The organism is Pseudomonas psychrophila HA-4 (assembly GCF_000282975.1).
In the GTDB taxonomy this organism is placed as follows: Bacteria; Pseudomonadota; Gammaproteobacteria; order Pseudomonadales; family Pseudomonadaceae; genus Aquipseudomonas; species Aquipseudomonas psychrophila_A.
Genome location: NZ_ALJC01000025.1, coordinates 104200 through 119146, shown reverse-complemented (window position 1 = coordinate 119146; position 14947 = coordinate 104200). Strand labels below are relative to the sequence as shown.

The window sequence follows — 14947 nt, the reverse complement described above, 5'->3', positions numbered from 1 at the left end:
CTTTATACGATCACGAGCACGCCCGCTCCACAGATCGCCTCTTATCACTCCAATTGTTTAAAAACAGGCGTTTGCGGCGAAAAGGAGTAACCTGCCGTCCGGCTTTTATTCCTCGCCCATGGAACCCCTATGTTTCCCAATGCTGAACGCTATAACCACTCCACCGAATACGCGAACAAACTGGTCGACCGCATCGGCCAAACCCCCGCCTGGATTGCCCAGCGCATCGGTGTCACCGAAAAACGCATGCGCTATATCCTCGCCGGTTCACGCACGATTAAAGGCGATACCACTGAAATCCTGATGAGCTACGCCGAGCAGTTTTGCCTGGAATGTCTGGCCGCTGAAGCCAAAGCCGCGAAAGACCGCGCCCGCTCCAAGGCCGCGACGCCAGCCAGCGACGCTTAAAACAAGCCCATTTGGCCGCCGACCAAGGCGCTGAAGTCGTCGTCGACAAACCCCAAAATCGCGTCGGCCACCGGTTGTAGTTGGCGCGTCAGGTAGTGGTCGTAATCCACTTCAGCTGTGCGGTTTTCCAGCGGCTGCGGGCCTGCCACGGTGATGACGTAGCTGATGCTGCCGCCATGTTGGTATTGCCGTGGCCGCCCCTGCTGGTCGTTGTATTCATCGGCCAGCCGCGCGGCCCGTACATGGGGCGGTACATTGCGTTCGTAGTCGCTCAATGGACGGCGCAAACGCTTACGGTAGATCAGCAGTTCGTCATGCTCGCCCGCCAGGGTGCTGCGCACGAAATCGCGCACGTAGTCTTGATACGGCTCGCGATTGAAGATCCGCAGGTACAGCGCCTGCTGAAACTGTTGAGCCAGCGGCGACCAGTCGCTGCGCACAGTTTCAAGCCCTTTGTAGACCATTTCCCGACGCCCGTCCGTATGCGCCACCAAGCCTGCGTAGCGCTTTTTACTGCCTTCTTCGGCGCCACGAATGGTTGGCATCAGGAACCGGTTGTAGTGCGTTTCAAACTGCAATTCGAGCGCGCTGGTGAGTCCGTACTCATCGCGCACGTGGGCTTGCCACCATTGGTTGACGTGCTGCACCAGTTCGCGCCCGATACGCGAGGCGTCCGCTTCGCTGTGTTCGCTGCGCAGCCAGACAAACGTGGAGTCGGTGTCGCCGTAGATCACGCTAAAACCCTGCGCCTCGATCAGCGCCCGGGTTTTGAGCATGATTTCGTGCCCACGCAGGGTGATTGATGACGCCAGCCGGGTGTCAAAGAAACGGCAACCGCTGGAGCCCAACACCCCATAAAACGCGTTCATGATGATTTTCAGGGCTTGGGACAGCGGCGCATTTTTTTCGCGTTTAGCCACTTCTCGCCCATTGGCAACCCGTTCGATGATGGCCGGCAAGCAATGCCGCGTGCGGGAAAAGCGCGCTCCGCGAAAACCCGGTACCGAATGTTCCGCGTCAGGCTGGCGCAGGCCTTCGACCAGCCCCAGCGGATCGATGAGAAAGGTGCGGATAATCGACGGGTAAAGACTTTTGTAGTCGAGCACCAACACTGACTCGTACAAACCTGGCTGCGACTCCATGACAAAACCGCCGGGGCTGGCTTGCGGCGGCTTATCGCCGAGATTGGGCGCGACAAAACCCTGGCGGTGCATCAGCGGCATGTACAAGTGGTAAAACGCCGCTACCGAGCCGCCGCTGCGGTCCGCTTCCAGCCCCGTGACCGAGGCACGCTCCAGCAGAAAGGTCAGCAGTTCGGTTTTTTCGAAGATGCGCGTCACCAACTCGCAGTCCTTGAGGTTGTAGCGTGCCAGTGCGGGCTTGTCCTCGACGAACATGCGGTTAATTTCGTCCATGCGCTGATACGGGGTGCTGATGTCCTTGCCTTCGCCGAGTAGGGTCTGGGCGACGTTTTCCAGGCTGAACGAGGAAAACGACCACGTCGCAGAGCGCAGCGACTCAATGCCGTCGATGATCAAACGCCCTGCGGCGCTGGCAAAGAAATGGTTTTTGCGGGTGCCGTGCTCGCGCCACTGCATTTCGCTGCCTCCACGCCCCAACAACAGCGGGATGCCCAATCGCCGGGCATGCTCATGCAAGACCCGCATGTCGAACTGCACCACGTTCCAGCCGATGATCGCGTCGGGGTCGTGAAGGGCCAGCCATTGGTTGAGACGTTGCAACAACTCGCCACGGGTGGCGCAGAACTCAAGGTCGAAATCCACCGGTGTGTCGGCTTCGGTCGCCTTGCCAAGCATGTACACCTGACGCTGACCACACCCTTCAAGGGCAATGGAATACAGGTCACCCTGGGCACTGGTTTCAATGTCCAGCGAGACCAGCTTCAAGCGCGGGCGATAGTCGGGGTGCGGTTTCATCTGGGTGTTTAGCAGCAACCCATCGGCCTGGGCCTGGCCGCTAAAACTTACCGGCGCGGTAATGAAGCGCTCCATCAAAAAGCGCTCGGGCGGCCGAATGTCGGCCTCATACACATCAACCCCAGCGCGACGCAGGCGCTGGGCGGTGTCGATCAGGTGGGCATGCTGCCGGCAATAAAGGCCGAGCACCGGCCGCGACTGAAAATCACACAGTGCCAAATCGCGGAATTCGACGTCGCGCTCATCCTTCAATACAGCTTGAGCTTGATCACGCTGGACCACCGGGATAAACGCCACCGACGTCTGGAGTGGCAGGCGCACCCGTTGCGGCCCCTCATCGGTGGCCAGCCACAGTTCAACCTCGACACCCGACGGCGTGTCGCGCCAGTGCCGGGTCAGCACAAAGCCTGGTTTCAAGCTCACTGCAGCCGCCTCAACACGTAAACCGCAGGTTTACAGGCACGTCGCCAACATCGCCAAACGACGCATCGCCGCGCTGTCATCTGGCTGCTTGGCGTAATAGCTCAGGGCCGTGCCCGTACCTTGTGGCACCAGATCGGCAAACGACTCGGCACCACGGGTATAAACGGTCAACTGGCCGGATTTTTCAGTGTTGATATACGCGCTGGCATCTACCCCGAACACGTTTTCGTCCTGCCATGAAAACTTGATGCACTCAGCAACCAACGGGGCCTCTTTGGCCGAGGTCAGAACCCGCGTCGGGGTCTTGCTACGCGCATCGTTCATCGCCGGAGACACACAGCCGGCCAGCAAGATCACACTCATGGCGCCGATCAACATTCGCATTGGATGTTCCCCCTCAAAAAAGTTGAGCACGATAGCACGCGGGTTAAGCAGATTCATTTTCATCCAGACCTCACCCTCTACAGGCGGTAGGCCTTAGCGCTCAACACGTACGACAACTAGCATAGAAATTCTTTAAACAGCGTCTTCGCTGACAAAAAATTCAGCTCAAATAGGCAGCTTCCAAAAGACTAAAACCGATAAAGGTATTCAAAAAGCCTCAAAAACAGCGATAAGCAACTATAAACCCTAGTTTTTATAACCATTTGGTTTGCAGCGAGTGATTGCGAGTCGAATTTTCAACTCGTATGATGTCCGTCAACTAAAAGCATCTCCTTGGGTGCGCAATACCCCCATAACAATAATGAAGGGCCAACCCCTGACGTTTTTAAGGACCTGCCATGAATGCCGAGCACTCACACCACGCCTCCAAAGCCCCGATCGTCACCAGCCTGCACGTGATTCCGGTCGCCGGCCATGACAGCATGCTGCTCAACCTCAGCGGCGCCCACGGCCCTTTCTTTACCCGCAACCTCGTGATTCTCAAGGACAGCAGCGGCAATACCGGCGTCGGCGAAGTGCCGGGCGGCGAGCGCATCCGCGAAACCCTGGAAGACGCCCGCAGCCTAGTAGTGGGCCAGCCCATCGGCAACTACCAAAGCGTCCTCAACCAGATGCGCACTACCTTCGCCGCCCGCGACGCGGCAGGCCGAGGCCTACAAACGTTTGACCTGCGCATCACCATTCACGCGGTAACGGCGATGGAAGCCGCCCTGCTTGACCTGCTCGGCCAGTTCCTTGAGATACCGGTCGCCGCTTTGCTCGGCGAAGGCCAGCAACGCGACGCGGTGAAAATGCTGGGTTATCTGTTTTACATCGGCGACCGCCAGCAAACCAACTTGGCGTACCGCAGCGAGGCGGATGCCGATGACTGGTTTCGCTTGCGTCATGAAAAGGCCATGACCCCAGAGGCCGTGGTGCGCTTGGCAGAAGCGGCGCAAGCCAAGTATGGCTTTAACGACTTCAAGCTCAAGGGTGGCGTATTACGCGGTGCCGAAGAAATTGAAGCCGTGACAGCCTTGGCTGAACGCTTCCCGGATGCCCGCATCACCCTGGACCCAAATGGCGCCTGGTCGCTGAAAGAGGCCATCGCCTTATGCCGTGACCAGCATCACGTACTGGCGTATGCCGAAGACCCGTGCGGCGCGGAAAACGGCTACTCGGGCCGCGAAGTGATGGCCGAGTTCCGGCGTGCCACCGGCCTGCCGACCGCCACCAACATGATCGCCACCGATTGGCGCGAGATGGGCCATGCGATCCAATTGCAATCGGTCGACATACCGCTGGCTGACCCGCACTTCTGGACCCTGCAGGGTTCGGTCCGTGTCGCACAGATGTGTCACGAGTGGGGCCTGACCTGGGGCTCGCATTCCAACAACCACTTTGATATTTCGCTGGCCATGTTCACCCAAGTGGCCGCCGCCGCGCCGGGCGAAATCACCGCCATTGATACCCACTGGATCTGGCAAGACGGCCAGCGCCTGACCCGCCAACCGCTGAAAATTGTCGACGGCCACGTCACCGTTCCGGCCAAACCCGGCCTGGGCGTAGACATTGACATGGACGCCGTGGCCAACGCCCACGAACTCTATAAAGGGATGGGCCTGGGCGCACGGGATGACAGCGTCGCCATGCAGTTCATGATTCCCGGCTGGAAATTCGACAACAAAAAACCCTGTCTGGTGCGCTGAGCCAACCCTCGCGCAGCACTCATGCCTCTCTAACAAGGACTGAATACATGTCGACCGTAACAGGCCACAACTTTATCGCGGGCACCCGCAGCGCTGAGGGCACCACCACCCTTCAAAGCCTGGACGCCAGCACTGGCGAAGCGCTGCCGTTTCACTTCCATCAGGCCACATCCGAAGAAGTCGATCGCGCTGCCAATGCCGCCGATGAAGCCTTTGCTGCCTTTCGCCAACTGAGCCCTGAGCGCCGTGCAGAATTTCTGGATGCCATCGCAGATGAAATCGACCAACTCGGCGATGACTTTGTGGCCCTGGTATGTCGCGAAACTGCGCTGCCTGTCGGGCGTATTCAAGGTGAGCGGGGTCGCACCAGCGGCCAAATGCGCCTGTTCGCCAACGTGCTGCGTCGTGGGGACTTTTTAGGGGCTCGTATTGATCTGGCGCTGCCAGACCGCACCCCCCTGCCACGTGCAGACCTGCGTCAATATCGCATTGGCGTGGGGCCAATCGCTGTGTTCGGCGCCAGTAACTTTCCGCTGGCGTTCTCGACGGCCGGTGGCGACACCGCTGCCGCGTTTGCCGCAGGTTGCCCGGTGGTGTTCAAGGCCCACAGTGGACACATGGCAACCGCCGACCAAGTGGGCTGCGCGATTATCCGCGCCGCCGAAAAGACCGGCATGCCCAAGGGTGTGTTCAACATGATCTTCGGCGCAGGCGTCGGCGAGCCGCTGGTCAAGCACCCTGCCATCCAAGCCGTGGGTTTCACCGGCTCGTTGCACGGCGGTAACGCACTCAGCAAAATGGCCGCCGAACGCGAACAGCCAATCCCGGTATTTGCCGAGATGTCGAGCATCAACCCGGTCATCGTCTTACCTCACGCACTGGCAGCGCGTGGCGCGACCGTGGCCAAGGATCTGGCAGCCTCTGTCACCTTGGGTGGCGGTCAATTCTGCACCAACCCTGGGTTAGTTCTCGGGATACGTTCGCCTGAGTTCTCAGCATTTATCGAGCAATTAACCCAGCACATGAGCGAACAGGCACCGCACACCCTGCTCAATGCAGGCGGGCTGCGCAACTACGCCAAGGGCGTAGAACACCTCATTAAGCACGCCGGTATTACCCACCTCACGGGTAACAGCCAATCGGGTGCGCAAGCGCAGCCGCAACTGTTCAAGGCGGATGTCAGCTTGCTGCTAAACAAAGATCCGCTGCTGCAAGAAGAAGTCTTCGGCCCGGCAACCATCCTCATCGAAGTCGCAGATGATGCTCAGCTAAAAGCCGCATTGCAGGCCTTGCGCGGGCAACTGACCGCGACCCTGATCGGCGAACCGGCAGATCTTCAGCAGTACCAGTGGCTGGTGCCGATTCTTGAGCACAAGGTTGGGCGAATTCTGGTCAACGGTTATCCGACGGGCGTTGAGGTGTGTGACGCCATGGTGCACGGCGGCCCGTACCCGGCGACCTCAGACGCACGCGGCACGTCGGTTGGCTCACTGGCCATTGATCGCTTCCTGCGGCCTGTGTGTTACCAAAACTACCCCGATGCCCTGCTTCCCGAAGCGTTACAGAACAGCAACCCGCTGGGCTTGCAGCGTCTGGTGAATGGCGAGTGGAGTGCGCTGGCGATTGCTTAATCACGCACGGGGACGAGGCTCATACGTTGTGGGGGCAGCCTTAGGCGGCCCCCACAGCGGCATTAAAAGAGTGGATCCAACGCTGAATTTTAGGCAAAAAAAAGCCCAAGTAGCTGATGGAAACTTGGGGCTTAAAAATGCATAAACCGTGGTAGGTGAACGCAGGGCGATAATATCCCAGTGTTACAACAAGTAACAAGAAATTTTGCAGGTTTTTTTATGCGCCGGTATTGATCCAGGTCATGTAAAGCAACCTCTGCAGCCGACCCTAAATTGGCAAAGCGCTGCTTCAGTCCGGGAAATTGCCGCGCAGCGCGTCTAGCCCGCCTTGATAAACGCCTGTGAACAGTGATTGCGCCTCTGCCTCGCTGATTCCGGCCGGGGTGAAACGTCCAGACCACGTCACTCGCGCGCCCGTGCCGTGTGCTTCAACAAGCACAGTGGCCAAATAGTCAGTCACCGGGAACGGACCTTCGGTGATCGAATAGCTATAGGTTTTGCCTGCGTTGTCGAACACCTCAAGCCGCTCAACAATTACCGTGCCGTCCTGAGTCTGCAAGTGGCGCAGCCGACCCCCCTCGCCCGCCTCGCTTTTGACAATCATCGGGAGCCAATCCGGCAGTGAGTTGAAGCCACCCACCAATTGCCAAACCTGCTCGGCCGAAGCCGAAATTTCAATAACTGCGGATGCCGATGCCATGCTTTGTTCCTCTGAGAATGATCTGTCGTTGCAGGCATACTCACACCCGAACAATGCTCGGGGCGTATCCACCAGCAACGCATGCCTGAACGACGCCGAACACGTCAGCGCCTGTAAGGGAGCACTACCTTAGCGTATTCAATACAATCTTCGTATTGTGTGTGCGCCAATAGCTGACCCACACCAACCGCTCTAGACCAACGCTTTTCTGCAATAACGGAAGCGTTTCCCGAGCGAGCAGGCAAGTGTTGTGAGTGCCCAGAAAGCTCGGTAGCCCCAACACACCAAGGCTCAGGCCAGCAGGTCTTCATAGAAGGCACCATAGGTTTTGCTTGGGTGAGCGATCTGGATTTCCAGAATCCACAACCCTTCATTCGGGCAGTGATCAAAGTCACCAAGATCGCCACCCCGGTGAATGGCGTGCGGGAAGTCGCTGACGCGATGCCCCTTGATAGTAAGGTTCAGGACCCACCCCATTGCCTGTGCCTGTTCTTCGGCGTAGCGGTATAACTCTAGGCCGACCACCTGCTGGTTTTTCCATTTGGCCTGAACCCGGTCGAACAAGGTTTTAGCCGCCTCGGCGCAGGCTTTCATTTCAGGGTCGTTACCGGTGACGAAGGTTTCACCCGCATCGCCTTCATGCCCTTGCCAGACCGCACCCATGTCGATAAAGAAAATATCGTTTTCACCCAACACCGGATCTCCGTCGGAGCGTTGTTTGAAGGTTTTTAGGGTATTGGCGCCAAAACGCACCAACAGCGGATGCCAGATTCGTTGCATGTCTAAATCAGCCAATACCTGCTTGCCCAAGGCAACGGCCTCGCTTTCAAGCATGCCGGGCTTGATCATTTTCGACAGATTCTCAATGGCTTTCCACGTCTGCGCTTGGGCGTAGCGCATAGACTCAATGCTGTAGCTTGGGCCTACGGCCTCTTTGGGTTGAACGCTCACGGTTATTTCCTGTGTGTGCCGAGGGGATTTTCGCTGTAACAATAACTATATAGCGCACATTTTAAACACGCACATAAGCAAAAACGGACCCGTAGAGCGCGGCAGTCATTTGAAGAAATTGCTCGGCGTTTTACCAAACTGTTTTTTGAACATAGTCGTGAACGCGCTCGGGCTGTCATACCCCAAGGCTCCGGCGACATCGATGATTTTTTCGCCGATGGCTATCCGCTCCAACGCCAGCAGTAGCCGAGATTGCTGGCGCCATTGGCCAAACGTCATGCCGGTTTCCTTGTGAAACAGCCGCTGGATGGTTTTTTCGTCCAGCGCCAGCCGCGCGCTCCAGTGCGCAAGGGTTGAGCCGTCGCCCGGGTCACGCTGCAACACCGCACAAATAGTCTGAATGCGCGGGTCAACCGGCTGCGGCAGGTGCAACGGCAAGACCGGCAAAATGGCCAGCTCATCCAGAATCAGGTTCATGATCCGCTCGCCTCGCGACTGGGCCTCGTAAGGCGCGGTGATCTCAATCGAAGCCTTGATCAACTCACTCAGCAGCGCCGAAATACTCACCGCACGGGTCTCAGTGGGCAATTGCGCCACCACGTCGGGCCGCACAAACACACTGCGCATTTTCAGCGGCCCCACGCAACGAATGGAATGCACGTGGCCACAGGGCATCCATATCCCGCGACTCGGCGGCACGGTCCACTGGCTCATCGCCGAATGCACCACCATCACGCCTTCGATGGCATACAGCAGCTGATGCTTGGTGTGTGAGTGAGGTGCAATAACCCAGTCAGCCGGGTAATCGGTCGCGCTGCTTCTGACTGGCCAGACTGCTTGATCGACCTCAAGCAGAAATTCTTTCAACGCGTTGATGATGATTCCCCTTTTGAGAGAGTAGCTGCCCGAATTGCGCGAGACAGGCAATTTCGCGAAATTTAGGATAGCCGTTGCTTTGCCGCTGTGCACCCCAACGCCCCTGTTTTCCTGATCGGATGAACGTCGATGTCAACAATAAGTACGACCCCTTCGGCCACCGCAAACCCTAGCCCCAGCGCTTCGGTGGCCAGTCAAGCCAGCCCGCTGGTGATGCGTGTGATCGCTGCCTGCGCCTTTGCGCACCTGATCAACGACCTGATTCAGGCCGTGCTGCCCTCCATCTACCCGATGCTAAAAGCCAACTACGGCTTAAGCTTCACCCAAATTGGCTTGATTACGCTGACCTTCCAGCTAACGGCATCCTTGCTGCAACCCGGCGTCGGCTACTACACCGACCGCCATCCCAAGCCCTGGTTGCTGCCCGCCGGAATGCTGTGCACCTTGATCGGGATTTTGATGCTGGCATTTGTCGGCACCTTCACCGCCATTCTGGTGGCCTCGGCACTGGTCGGGATCGGCTCATCCACCTTCCATCCCGAGACGTCGAGAGTGGCGCGCCTAGCCTCAGGTGGGCGCTACGGCTTGGCGCAATCCACGTTTCAAGTCGGCGGTAATGCTGGCAGCGCATTTGGCCCGCTACTGGCCGCGGCCATCGTCATCCCCTACGGGCAGGGCAACGTCGCGTGGTTCGGCCTGTTTGCCGTCTTCGCCATCGGGATTCTGTACGGCTTGAGTCGCTGGTATCGCCAGCACCTCAACCTGTTCACGCTCAAACAAGGCACGGTGGCCACCCATGGCCTGTCCAAGCAACGAGTCACGGCCGCACTGGTGGTGCTGGCGATGCTGGTGTTCTCCAAATACTTCTACATGACCAGTTTCACCAGCTACTTCACCTTCTTCCTGATCGAGAAATTCGACCTGTCGGTGGCCACCTCCCAGCTCTACCTGTTCGTGTTTTTAGGTGCAGTGGCGGCGGGAACCTTCTTCGGCGGCCCGATTGGCGACAAAGTCGGCCGTAAAGCCGTGATCTGGTTCTCGATTCTGGGCGCTGCGCCATTCAGCCTCGCACTGCCGTATGTCGACCTGTTCTGGACCGGCATCTTGAGCATGATCATCGGGTTCATCCTGGCCTCCGCGTTCTCAGCCATCGTGGTATATGCGCAAGAACTGGTGCCCGGCAATGTCGGTATGATCGCCGGTGTGTTCTTTGGCTTGATGTTCGGATTCGGCGGCATCGGTGCGGCCCTGCTCGGGCACTTGGCGGACATTCACGGCATTGAGTATGTGTACTCGGTGTGTTCGTACCTGCCGTTGCTAGGGGTTTTGACCATCTTGTTGCCGTCTACTAAAGGGGTTTGAGGCGTACATAACCCCCTGTAGGAACGAGCTTGTCCCGCGATCTTTTGATCTTAAAAACAAACGAGCGCAGGACAAGCTCGTTCCTACAGCATCACTCGCCATTCATCCAACAAGCTGTCAAACATAGCCTGCGCAGCCGCCGACAGTTCATGCCCCGGTTTGGTCAGTACGCCCATTGCTCGCTCCACTATCGGTTCGTGCAAGGTGATGCAATGCGCACCCAGTTCGAGCATCTGCTTGACGCACAGGGCCGGAACCACGCTCACCCCCAGCCCGCTGGCGACCATGCGCCCGACGGTGGCGAGTTGATGACTCTCGAATTCCACCGGCAATTTCATGTGCCGCGCTTGGAGGTGTTCTTCCAGCAGTACACGTACCGCAGATGGCCGTTGCAGGGTGATGAAGGGCTGTTCGAGTAGGGTTTTCCAGTCGATGATCGAAAGGCCCGCCAGCTCGGAATCGGCCGGCACCACGGCGACAAAACGGTCCATGTACAACGGGGTAAAGGTCAGTGACGAACCCGGCGCAGGCTCAAGCGCCACCCCCAATTCCACCTGTCGCTCACGGACCATTTCCAGCACTTGCTCGTTGATGACGTCGTTAACCGTGACGTTAAGCTTGGGGTAGCGCACGCGAAAATTTTTGAGAATGGGTGGCAACAAGTTGCAGGCAAACGAAGGGATTGCCGCCAATGTCACGCGGCCACGTTGCAAGGTGAACAGTTGCCGCATTTCATCTTCAACGTTGTCCCAGTCAGCCACCAATCGCCGAGCCCGAGGCAGCAACGCCTCCCCTTCAGGGGTCAGTGCGACGTTGCGGGTGGTGCGGGTAAACAAGCGCCCGCCCACGTTTTCTTCCAATGCCTTGATGGTCAGGCTCAAGGCCGATTGCGATAAATGCAGGCGCTCGCACGCCACGGCGAAGCTCAGGCTTTGCGCTACCGCCAGAAAAGCGCGAATCTGTTTCACAGTCATGGGGCGAGGTCTCCCGTTAAATTGTTTCGATTTATCTATTAATCAACCTTAAAAATCAACTTAACAAATCAATCCAGCGGGGTAACACTCGCTTCATACGGCTAACCACCACTCTCCAACAATAAAAGAGGTGCATATGGCAGGTTTTGATAAACGCGTAGCGTCCTACGAGGAAGCGCTGGCAGGTCTTGAAGATGGCATGACGGTGATTTCGGGCGGCTTTGGCCTGTGCGGGATCCCGGAAAACCTGATCAACGAGATCAAACGCAAAGGCACCCGGGACCTGACCGTGGTGTCGAACAACTGTGGCGTGGATGGATTTGGCTTGGGTATCCTGCTCCAAGACCGCCAGATCAGCAAAGTCGTCGCCTCGTATGTCGGTGAAAACGCGCTCTTTGAGAAGCAGTTGCTCAGCGGCGAAATTGAAGTCGTGCTCACCCCACAAGGCACGCTGGCCGAGAAAATGCGCGCTGGCGGCGCTGGCATCCCAGCATTCTTTACCGCTACCGGTGTCGGTACGCCCGTGGCAGATGGCAAGGAAACCCGAGAATTCAAAGGCCGTACCTACCTGATGGAGGAATCCATCACGGGTGACTTCGCCATCGTCAAAGGCTGGAAAGCTGACCACTTCGGCAACGTGATCTACCGCCACACCGCGCAGAACTTCAACCCGCTGGCGGCCACGGCGGGCAAGATTACCGTGGTTGAAGTTGAAGAAATTGTCGAACCCGGCGAGCTGGACCCGGCGCAGATCCACACCCCTGGCATCTACGTCGACCGGATCATTTGCGGCACGTTTGAAAAACGTATCGAACAGCTCACTGAGCGCCCTTGATCCCCTACCCCAGCCTTAAGCGCTTGATTCAGCGCACGGAGAACAATAATGGCACTTACCCGCGAACAAATGGCTCAGCGAGTCGCCCGCGAAATGCAAGACGGCTTTTATGTGAACCTCGGCATCGGTATTCCGACTCTGGTCGCTAACTACATCCCCGAGGGCATGGAAGTCATGCTGCAATCGGAAAACGGTCTGCTCGGCATGGGGCCTTTTCCGCATGTGGGTGAAGCGGACGCCGACATGATCAACGCTGGCAAACAAACCGTCACCGCCCGCACTGGGGCATCGATCTTTTCTTCCGCCGAGTCGTTCGCGATGATTCGCGGCGGTCACATTGACCTCACCGTGCTCGGCGCGTTTGAAGTCGATGTTCACGGCAACATCGCCTCCTGGATGATCCCCGGCAAACTGGTCAAAGGCATGGGCGGCGCAATGGATCTGGTGGCCGGTGCCGAGAACATCATCGTCACCATGACCCACGCATCCAAAGACGGCGAGTCGAAACTGCTGGCGCGTTGCAGCTTGCCGCTGACCGGCGCCGGGTGTATCAAGCGGGTGCTGACCGACCTGGCCTACCTGGAAATCCAAGACGGCGCGTTCATTCTCAAAGAGCGGGCGCCCGGCGTCAGCGTTGAAGAAATCGTCAGCAAGACTGCCGGCAAATTGATCGTTCCAGACCATGTCCCGGAAATGCAATTCGCCTAAACCGCCACTTTTTTTGGAGAAATGTGATGCAAGAAGTCGTCATTGTCGCCGCCACGCGCACGGCCGTTGGCAGTTTTCAGGGCTCGCTGGCGAACATTCCAGCAACTGAACTCGGCGCCGCCGTCATTCGTCAACTGCTGGAAAAAACCGGCCTCAAAGGCGAGCAGATTGATGAAGTGATTCTCGGCCAGGTACTGACCGCAGGGTGTGGGCAAAACCCGGCACGTCAGGCGTCGATCCTCGCAGGCCTGCCCCACGCCGTACCCGCACTGACCTTGAACAAACTGTGCGGCTCTGGCCTCAAGGCGTTACATCTGGCGACCCAGGCGATTCGTTGCGGCGATGCCGAGGTCATCATTGCCGGGGGCATGGAAAGCATGAGCCTGGCGCCGTACGTGCTGCCAGCCGCCCGCATCGGTTTGCGCATGGGCAACGCCACGCTGCTCGACAGCATGCTGCACGACGGTTTGATGGACGCGTTCAACGATTACCACATGGGGATCACAGCTGAGAACTTGGTGGACAAGTACCACCTGACCCGTGAACAACAGGATGCCTTCGCCGCCGCCTCGCAACAAAAAGCCATCGCGGCCGTCAAATCCGGCCGTTTTGCTGACGAAATCACCCCGATCCTGATTCCTCAACGCAAAGGCGACCCGGTGACCTTCAAGGTCGACGAACAGCCGCGAGACGGCATCACCGCAGAGGCCTTGAGCAAACTCAAGCCAGCGTTCAAAAAGGACGGCAGCGTCACGGCTGGCAACTCCTCCACCCTCAATGACGGCGCCGCCGCCGTGGTGCTGATGAGCGCTGACAAGGCCAAAGCCCTGGGCCTGCCTGTACTGGCGAGGATCGCCGGTTACGCAAACGCGGGTGTCGACCCGGCAATCATGGGTATTGGCCCGGTCTCGGCAACCCGCACCTGCTTGAAAAAAGCTGGCTGGAGTCTCGACGACCTGGACCTGATCGAAGCCAACGAAGCCTTTGCCGCACAATCACTGGCCGTCAGCAAAGAGCTGGAATGGGACATGGACAAGGTCAACGTCAATGGCGGCGCCATTGCCTTGGGCCACCCGATTGGTGCTTCGGGTTGCCGCGTACTGGTGACGTTGTTGCACGAAATGATCAAGCGTGACGCCAAAAAAGGCCTCGCCACCTTGTGCATCGGCGGCGGTCAGGGCGTGGCCTTGGCCATCGAGCGCGATTAAAAGGTTCAAACAGCTCGCGTACGGATCCACGACATCTGCACGCGGGCTGGTCCAAAGTCCTACCCCGCAGCAATTTTCTGAAGTATTGAGTACTAGTGCGCTTATCTGAATGAGCCCGCAGCGCAAGTACAGGTGAGCGATCACTTGCGCTATCGAGTAACCAGATTTAAAGCCAGGGGTGTATCAACGAGGTGGCGATACACCGTGTGATCCATAAGCGCTGTGCGTCAGCCTCCGCTGGCAGCGCAACCGGTGTTGCTGTCACCCGCATAGGTCCAGGTAGACGTGTAACTGAACACCTCGTCCGACATCGAGTCCGTACAAGTCCCAGGAACGATGAGCAATGTAAACGCGTGGCCCTGGTCTTGGCCGGTGAACTTCAGGCTATCGGTCGACACCGACTGCAACGCGTTGAGCTGTTTACCCCCCAGGTTCTCTGGGGTTATCAACGTCAAGGTAGATCCATTGACCTTGACGGTCCAGAAGGGCTCGTTACCGCGGGCGATGAACTGCGCAGCTGTACCATTCGATGCAGACGATGAGGCTGAACCCGTTGTAGAAGTCACATGCTGACTGCATGCAGTCAATAACAGCGCTAAGAAAACTGCCGCAAGGGGCGCGAACACAATCTTTGGCATAACCTTTTTCCTCATCAGAGAGCGTTCGACAACATAGCAAATCGACGCGCGCCCTGCCCTGTTTACGAGCGACCACGGACCTGGAGAAACAGCACACTAACGTTGCATTTTGTTGACCGAAAACGAAAAAACACCCCGTTGCGAGCGCTTATAAAACCATGTTA

Annotated in this window: 14 protein-coding genes; 7 read left to right on the top strand and 7 right to left on the bottom strand. The window is 57.9% G+C overall.

What is annotated here, in order from left to right:
* Positions 1-129: 129 nt before the first annotated feature.
* Entirely contained in the window at positions 130-408 is a 279-nt protein-coding gene (locus tag B347_RS0103330; protein ID WP_019408293.1) for a hypothetical protein, read from the top strand.
* On the opposite strand, the gene B347_RS0103325 is transcribed toward B347_RS0103330, so the two are convergent.
* Together B347_RS0103325 and B347_RS0103320 are read right to left on the bottom strand one after the other, a co-directional pair.
* The gene (locus B347_RS0103325) at positions 405-2768 is read right to left on the bottom strand and encodes a DNA polymerase II (protein WP_019408292.1); all 2364 of its coding nucleotides are present in this window, start codon (positions 2766-2768) and stop codon (positions 405-407) included. The genes B347_RS0103330 and B347_RS0103325 overlap by 4 nt on opposite strands.
* Before the next feature lie 30 nt (positions 2769-2798).
* Positions 2799-3152: a hypothetical protein gene (locus tag B347_RS0103320; RefSeq protein ID WP_026013964.1), complete on the bottom strand. Its 354-nt coding sequence runs from the start codon at positions 3150-3152 to the stop codon at positions 2799-2801.
* A 398-nt stretch (positions 3153-3550) separates the two neighbouring features.
* On the opposite strand from B347_RS0103320, the gene gudD reads away from it, so the two are divergent.
* Together gudD and B347_RS0103310 are read left to right on the top strand one after the other, a co-directional pair.
* Positions 3551-4900, top strand: coding sequence for a glucarate dehydratase (gudD, locus tag B347_RS0103315; RefSeq protein ID WP_019408290.1), 1350 nt, complete (start codon positions 3551-3553; stop codon positions 4898-4900).
* Between the two features lie 47 nt (positions 4901-4947).
* Positions 4948-6531 carry an aldehyde dehydrogenase (NADP(+)) gene (locus B347_RS0103310; protein ID WP_019408289.1) on the top strand — a complete coding sequence of 528 codons (1584 nt, stop codon included), beginning with the start codon at positions 4948-4950 and terminating at the stop codon, positions 6529-6531.
* Positions 6532-6820: 289 nt separating this feature from the next.
* Here the strand turns inward: B347_RS0103310 and B347_RS0103305 are convergent, their stop codons facing one another.
* The 3 genes from B347_RS0103305 to B347_RS0103295 all read right to left on the bottom strand — a co-directional run bounded on the left by B347_RS0103305 (position 6821) and on the right by B347_RS0103295 (position 9109).
* Positions 6821-7231 carry an SRPBCC family protein gene (locus tag B347_RS0103305; RefSeq protein WP_019408288.1) on the bottom strand — a complete coding sequence of 137 codons (411 nt, stop codon included), beginning with the start codon at positions 7229-7231 and terminating at the stop codon, positions 6821-6823.
* A gap of 291 nt (positions 7232-7522) precedes the next feature.
* The gene (locus B347_RS0103300; protein WP_019408287.1) at positions 7523-8182 is read right to left on the bottom strand and encodes a M24 family metallopeptidase; all 660 of its coding nucleotides are present in this window, start codon (positions 8180-8182) and stop codon (positions 7523-7525) included.
* 105 nt (positions 8183-8287) lie between these two features.
* Positions 8288-9109: an AraC family transcriptional regulator gene (locus B347_RS0103295; RefSeq protein WP_026013963.1), complete on the bottom strand. Its 822-nt coding sequence runs from the start codon at positions 9107-9109 to the stop codon at positions 8288-8290.
* 78 nt (positions 9110-9187) lie between these two features.
* Between B347_RS0103295 and B347_RS0103290 the strand changes: the two genes are divergently transcribed.
* Positions 9188-10420, top strand: coding sequence for an MFS transporter (locus B347_RS0103290; RefSeq protein ID WP_033387041.1), 1233 nt, complete (start codon positions 9188-9190; stop codon positions 10418-10420).
* An 83-nt stretch (positions 10421-10503) separates the two neighbouring features.
* Here B347_RS0103290 and B347_RS0103285 read toward each other — a convergent pair whose 3' ends face one another.
* Positions 10504-11394, bottom strand: a complete 891-nt coding sequence (locus B347_RS0103285; protein WP_019408284.1) for a LysR family transcriptional regulator — start codon at positions 11392-11394, stop codon at positions 10504-10506.
* Between the two features lie 136 nt (positions 11395-11530).
* Between B347_RS0103285 and B347_RS0103280 the strand changes: the two genes are divergently transcribed.
* From B347_RS0103280 to B347_RS0103270, 3 genes are read left to right on the top strand one after another with little or no spacing between them, the layout of a single operon-like run.
* On the top strand, positions 11531-12229 hold the full coding sequence (locus B347_RS0103280) for a CoA transferase subunit A (protein ID WP_019408283.1): 699 nt from the start codon (positions 11531-11533) through the stop codon (positions 12227-12229).
* A 48-nt stretch (positions 12230-12277) separates the two neighbouring features.
* The gene (locus tag B347_RS0103275; RefSeq protein WP_019408282.1) at positions 12278-12937 is read left to right on the top strand and encodes a CoA transferase subunit B; all 660 of its coding nucleotides are present in this window, start codon (positions 12278-12280) and stop codon (positions 12935-12937) included.
* A gap of 26 nt (positions 12938-12963) precedes the next feature.
* Positions 12964-14145, top strand: coding sequence for an acetyl-CoA C-acetyltransferase (locus B347_RS0103270; protein WP_019408281.1), 1182 nt, complete (start codon positions 12964-12966; stop codon positions 14143-14145).
* A 227-nt stretch (positions 14146-14372) separates the two neighbouring features.
* Here the strand turns inward: B347_RS0103270 and B347_RS25505 are convergent, their stop codons facing one another.
* Positions 14373-14711, bottom strand: a complete 339-nt coding sequence (locus tag B347_RS25505; protein ID WP_157786876.1) for a hypothetical protein — start codon at positions 14709-14711, stop codon at positions 14373-14375.
* Between the last annotated feature and the right edge of the window lie 236 nt (positions 14712-14947).

Bases quoted from the DNA above. Each gene is read 5' to 3' on its own strand.
- B347_RS0103330 (WP_019408293.1), top strand. From the start codon at position 130: ATGTTTCCCAATGCTGAACGCTATAACCACTCCACCGAATACGCGAAC.
- B347_RS0103320 (WP_026013964.1), bottom strand. From the start codon at position 3,152: ATGCGAATGTTGATCGGCGCCATGAGTGTGATCTTGCTGGCCGGCTGT.
- gudD (WP_019408290.1), top strand. From the start codon at position 3,551: ATGAATGCCGAGCACTCACACCACGCCTCCAAAGCCCCGATCGTCACC.
- B347_RS0103310 (WP_019408289.1), top strand. From the start codon at position 4,948: ATGTCGACCGTAACAGGCCACAACTTTATCGCGGGCACCCGCAGCGCT.
- B347_RS0103305 (WP_019408288.1), bottom strand. From the start codon at position 7,231: ATGGCATCGGCATCCGCAGTTATTGAAATTTCGGCTTCGGCCGAGCAG.
- B347_RS0103290 (WP_033387041.1), top strand. From the start codon at position 9,188: ATGTCAACAATAAGTACGACCCCTTCGGCCACCGCAAACCCTAGCCCC.
- B347_RS0103285 (WP_019408284.1), bottom strand. From the start codon at position 11,394: ATGACTGTGAAACAGATTCGCGCTTTTCTGGCGGTAGCGCAAAGCCTG.
- B347_RS0103280 (WP_019408283.1), top strand. From the start codon at position 11,531: ATGGCAGGTTTTGATAAACGCGTAGCGTCCTACGAGGAAGCGCTGGCA.
- B347_RS0103275 (WP_019408282.1), top strand. From the start codon at position 12,278: ATGGCACTTACCCGCGAACAAATGGCTCAGCGAGTCGCCCGCGAAATG.
- B347_RS0103270 (WP_019408281.1), top strand. From the start codon at position 12,964: ATGCAAGAAGTCGTCATTGTCGCCGCCACGCGCACGGCCGTTGGCAGT.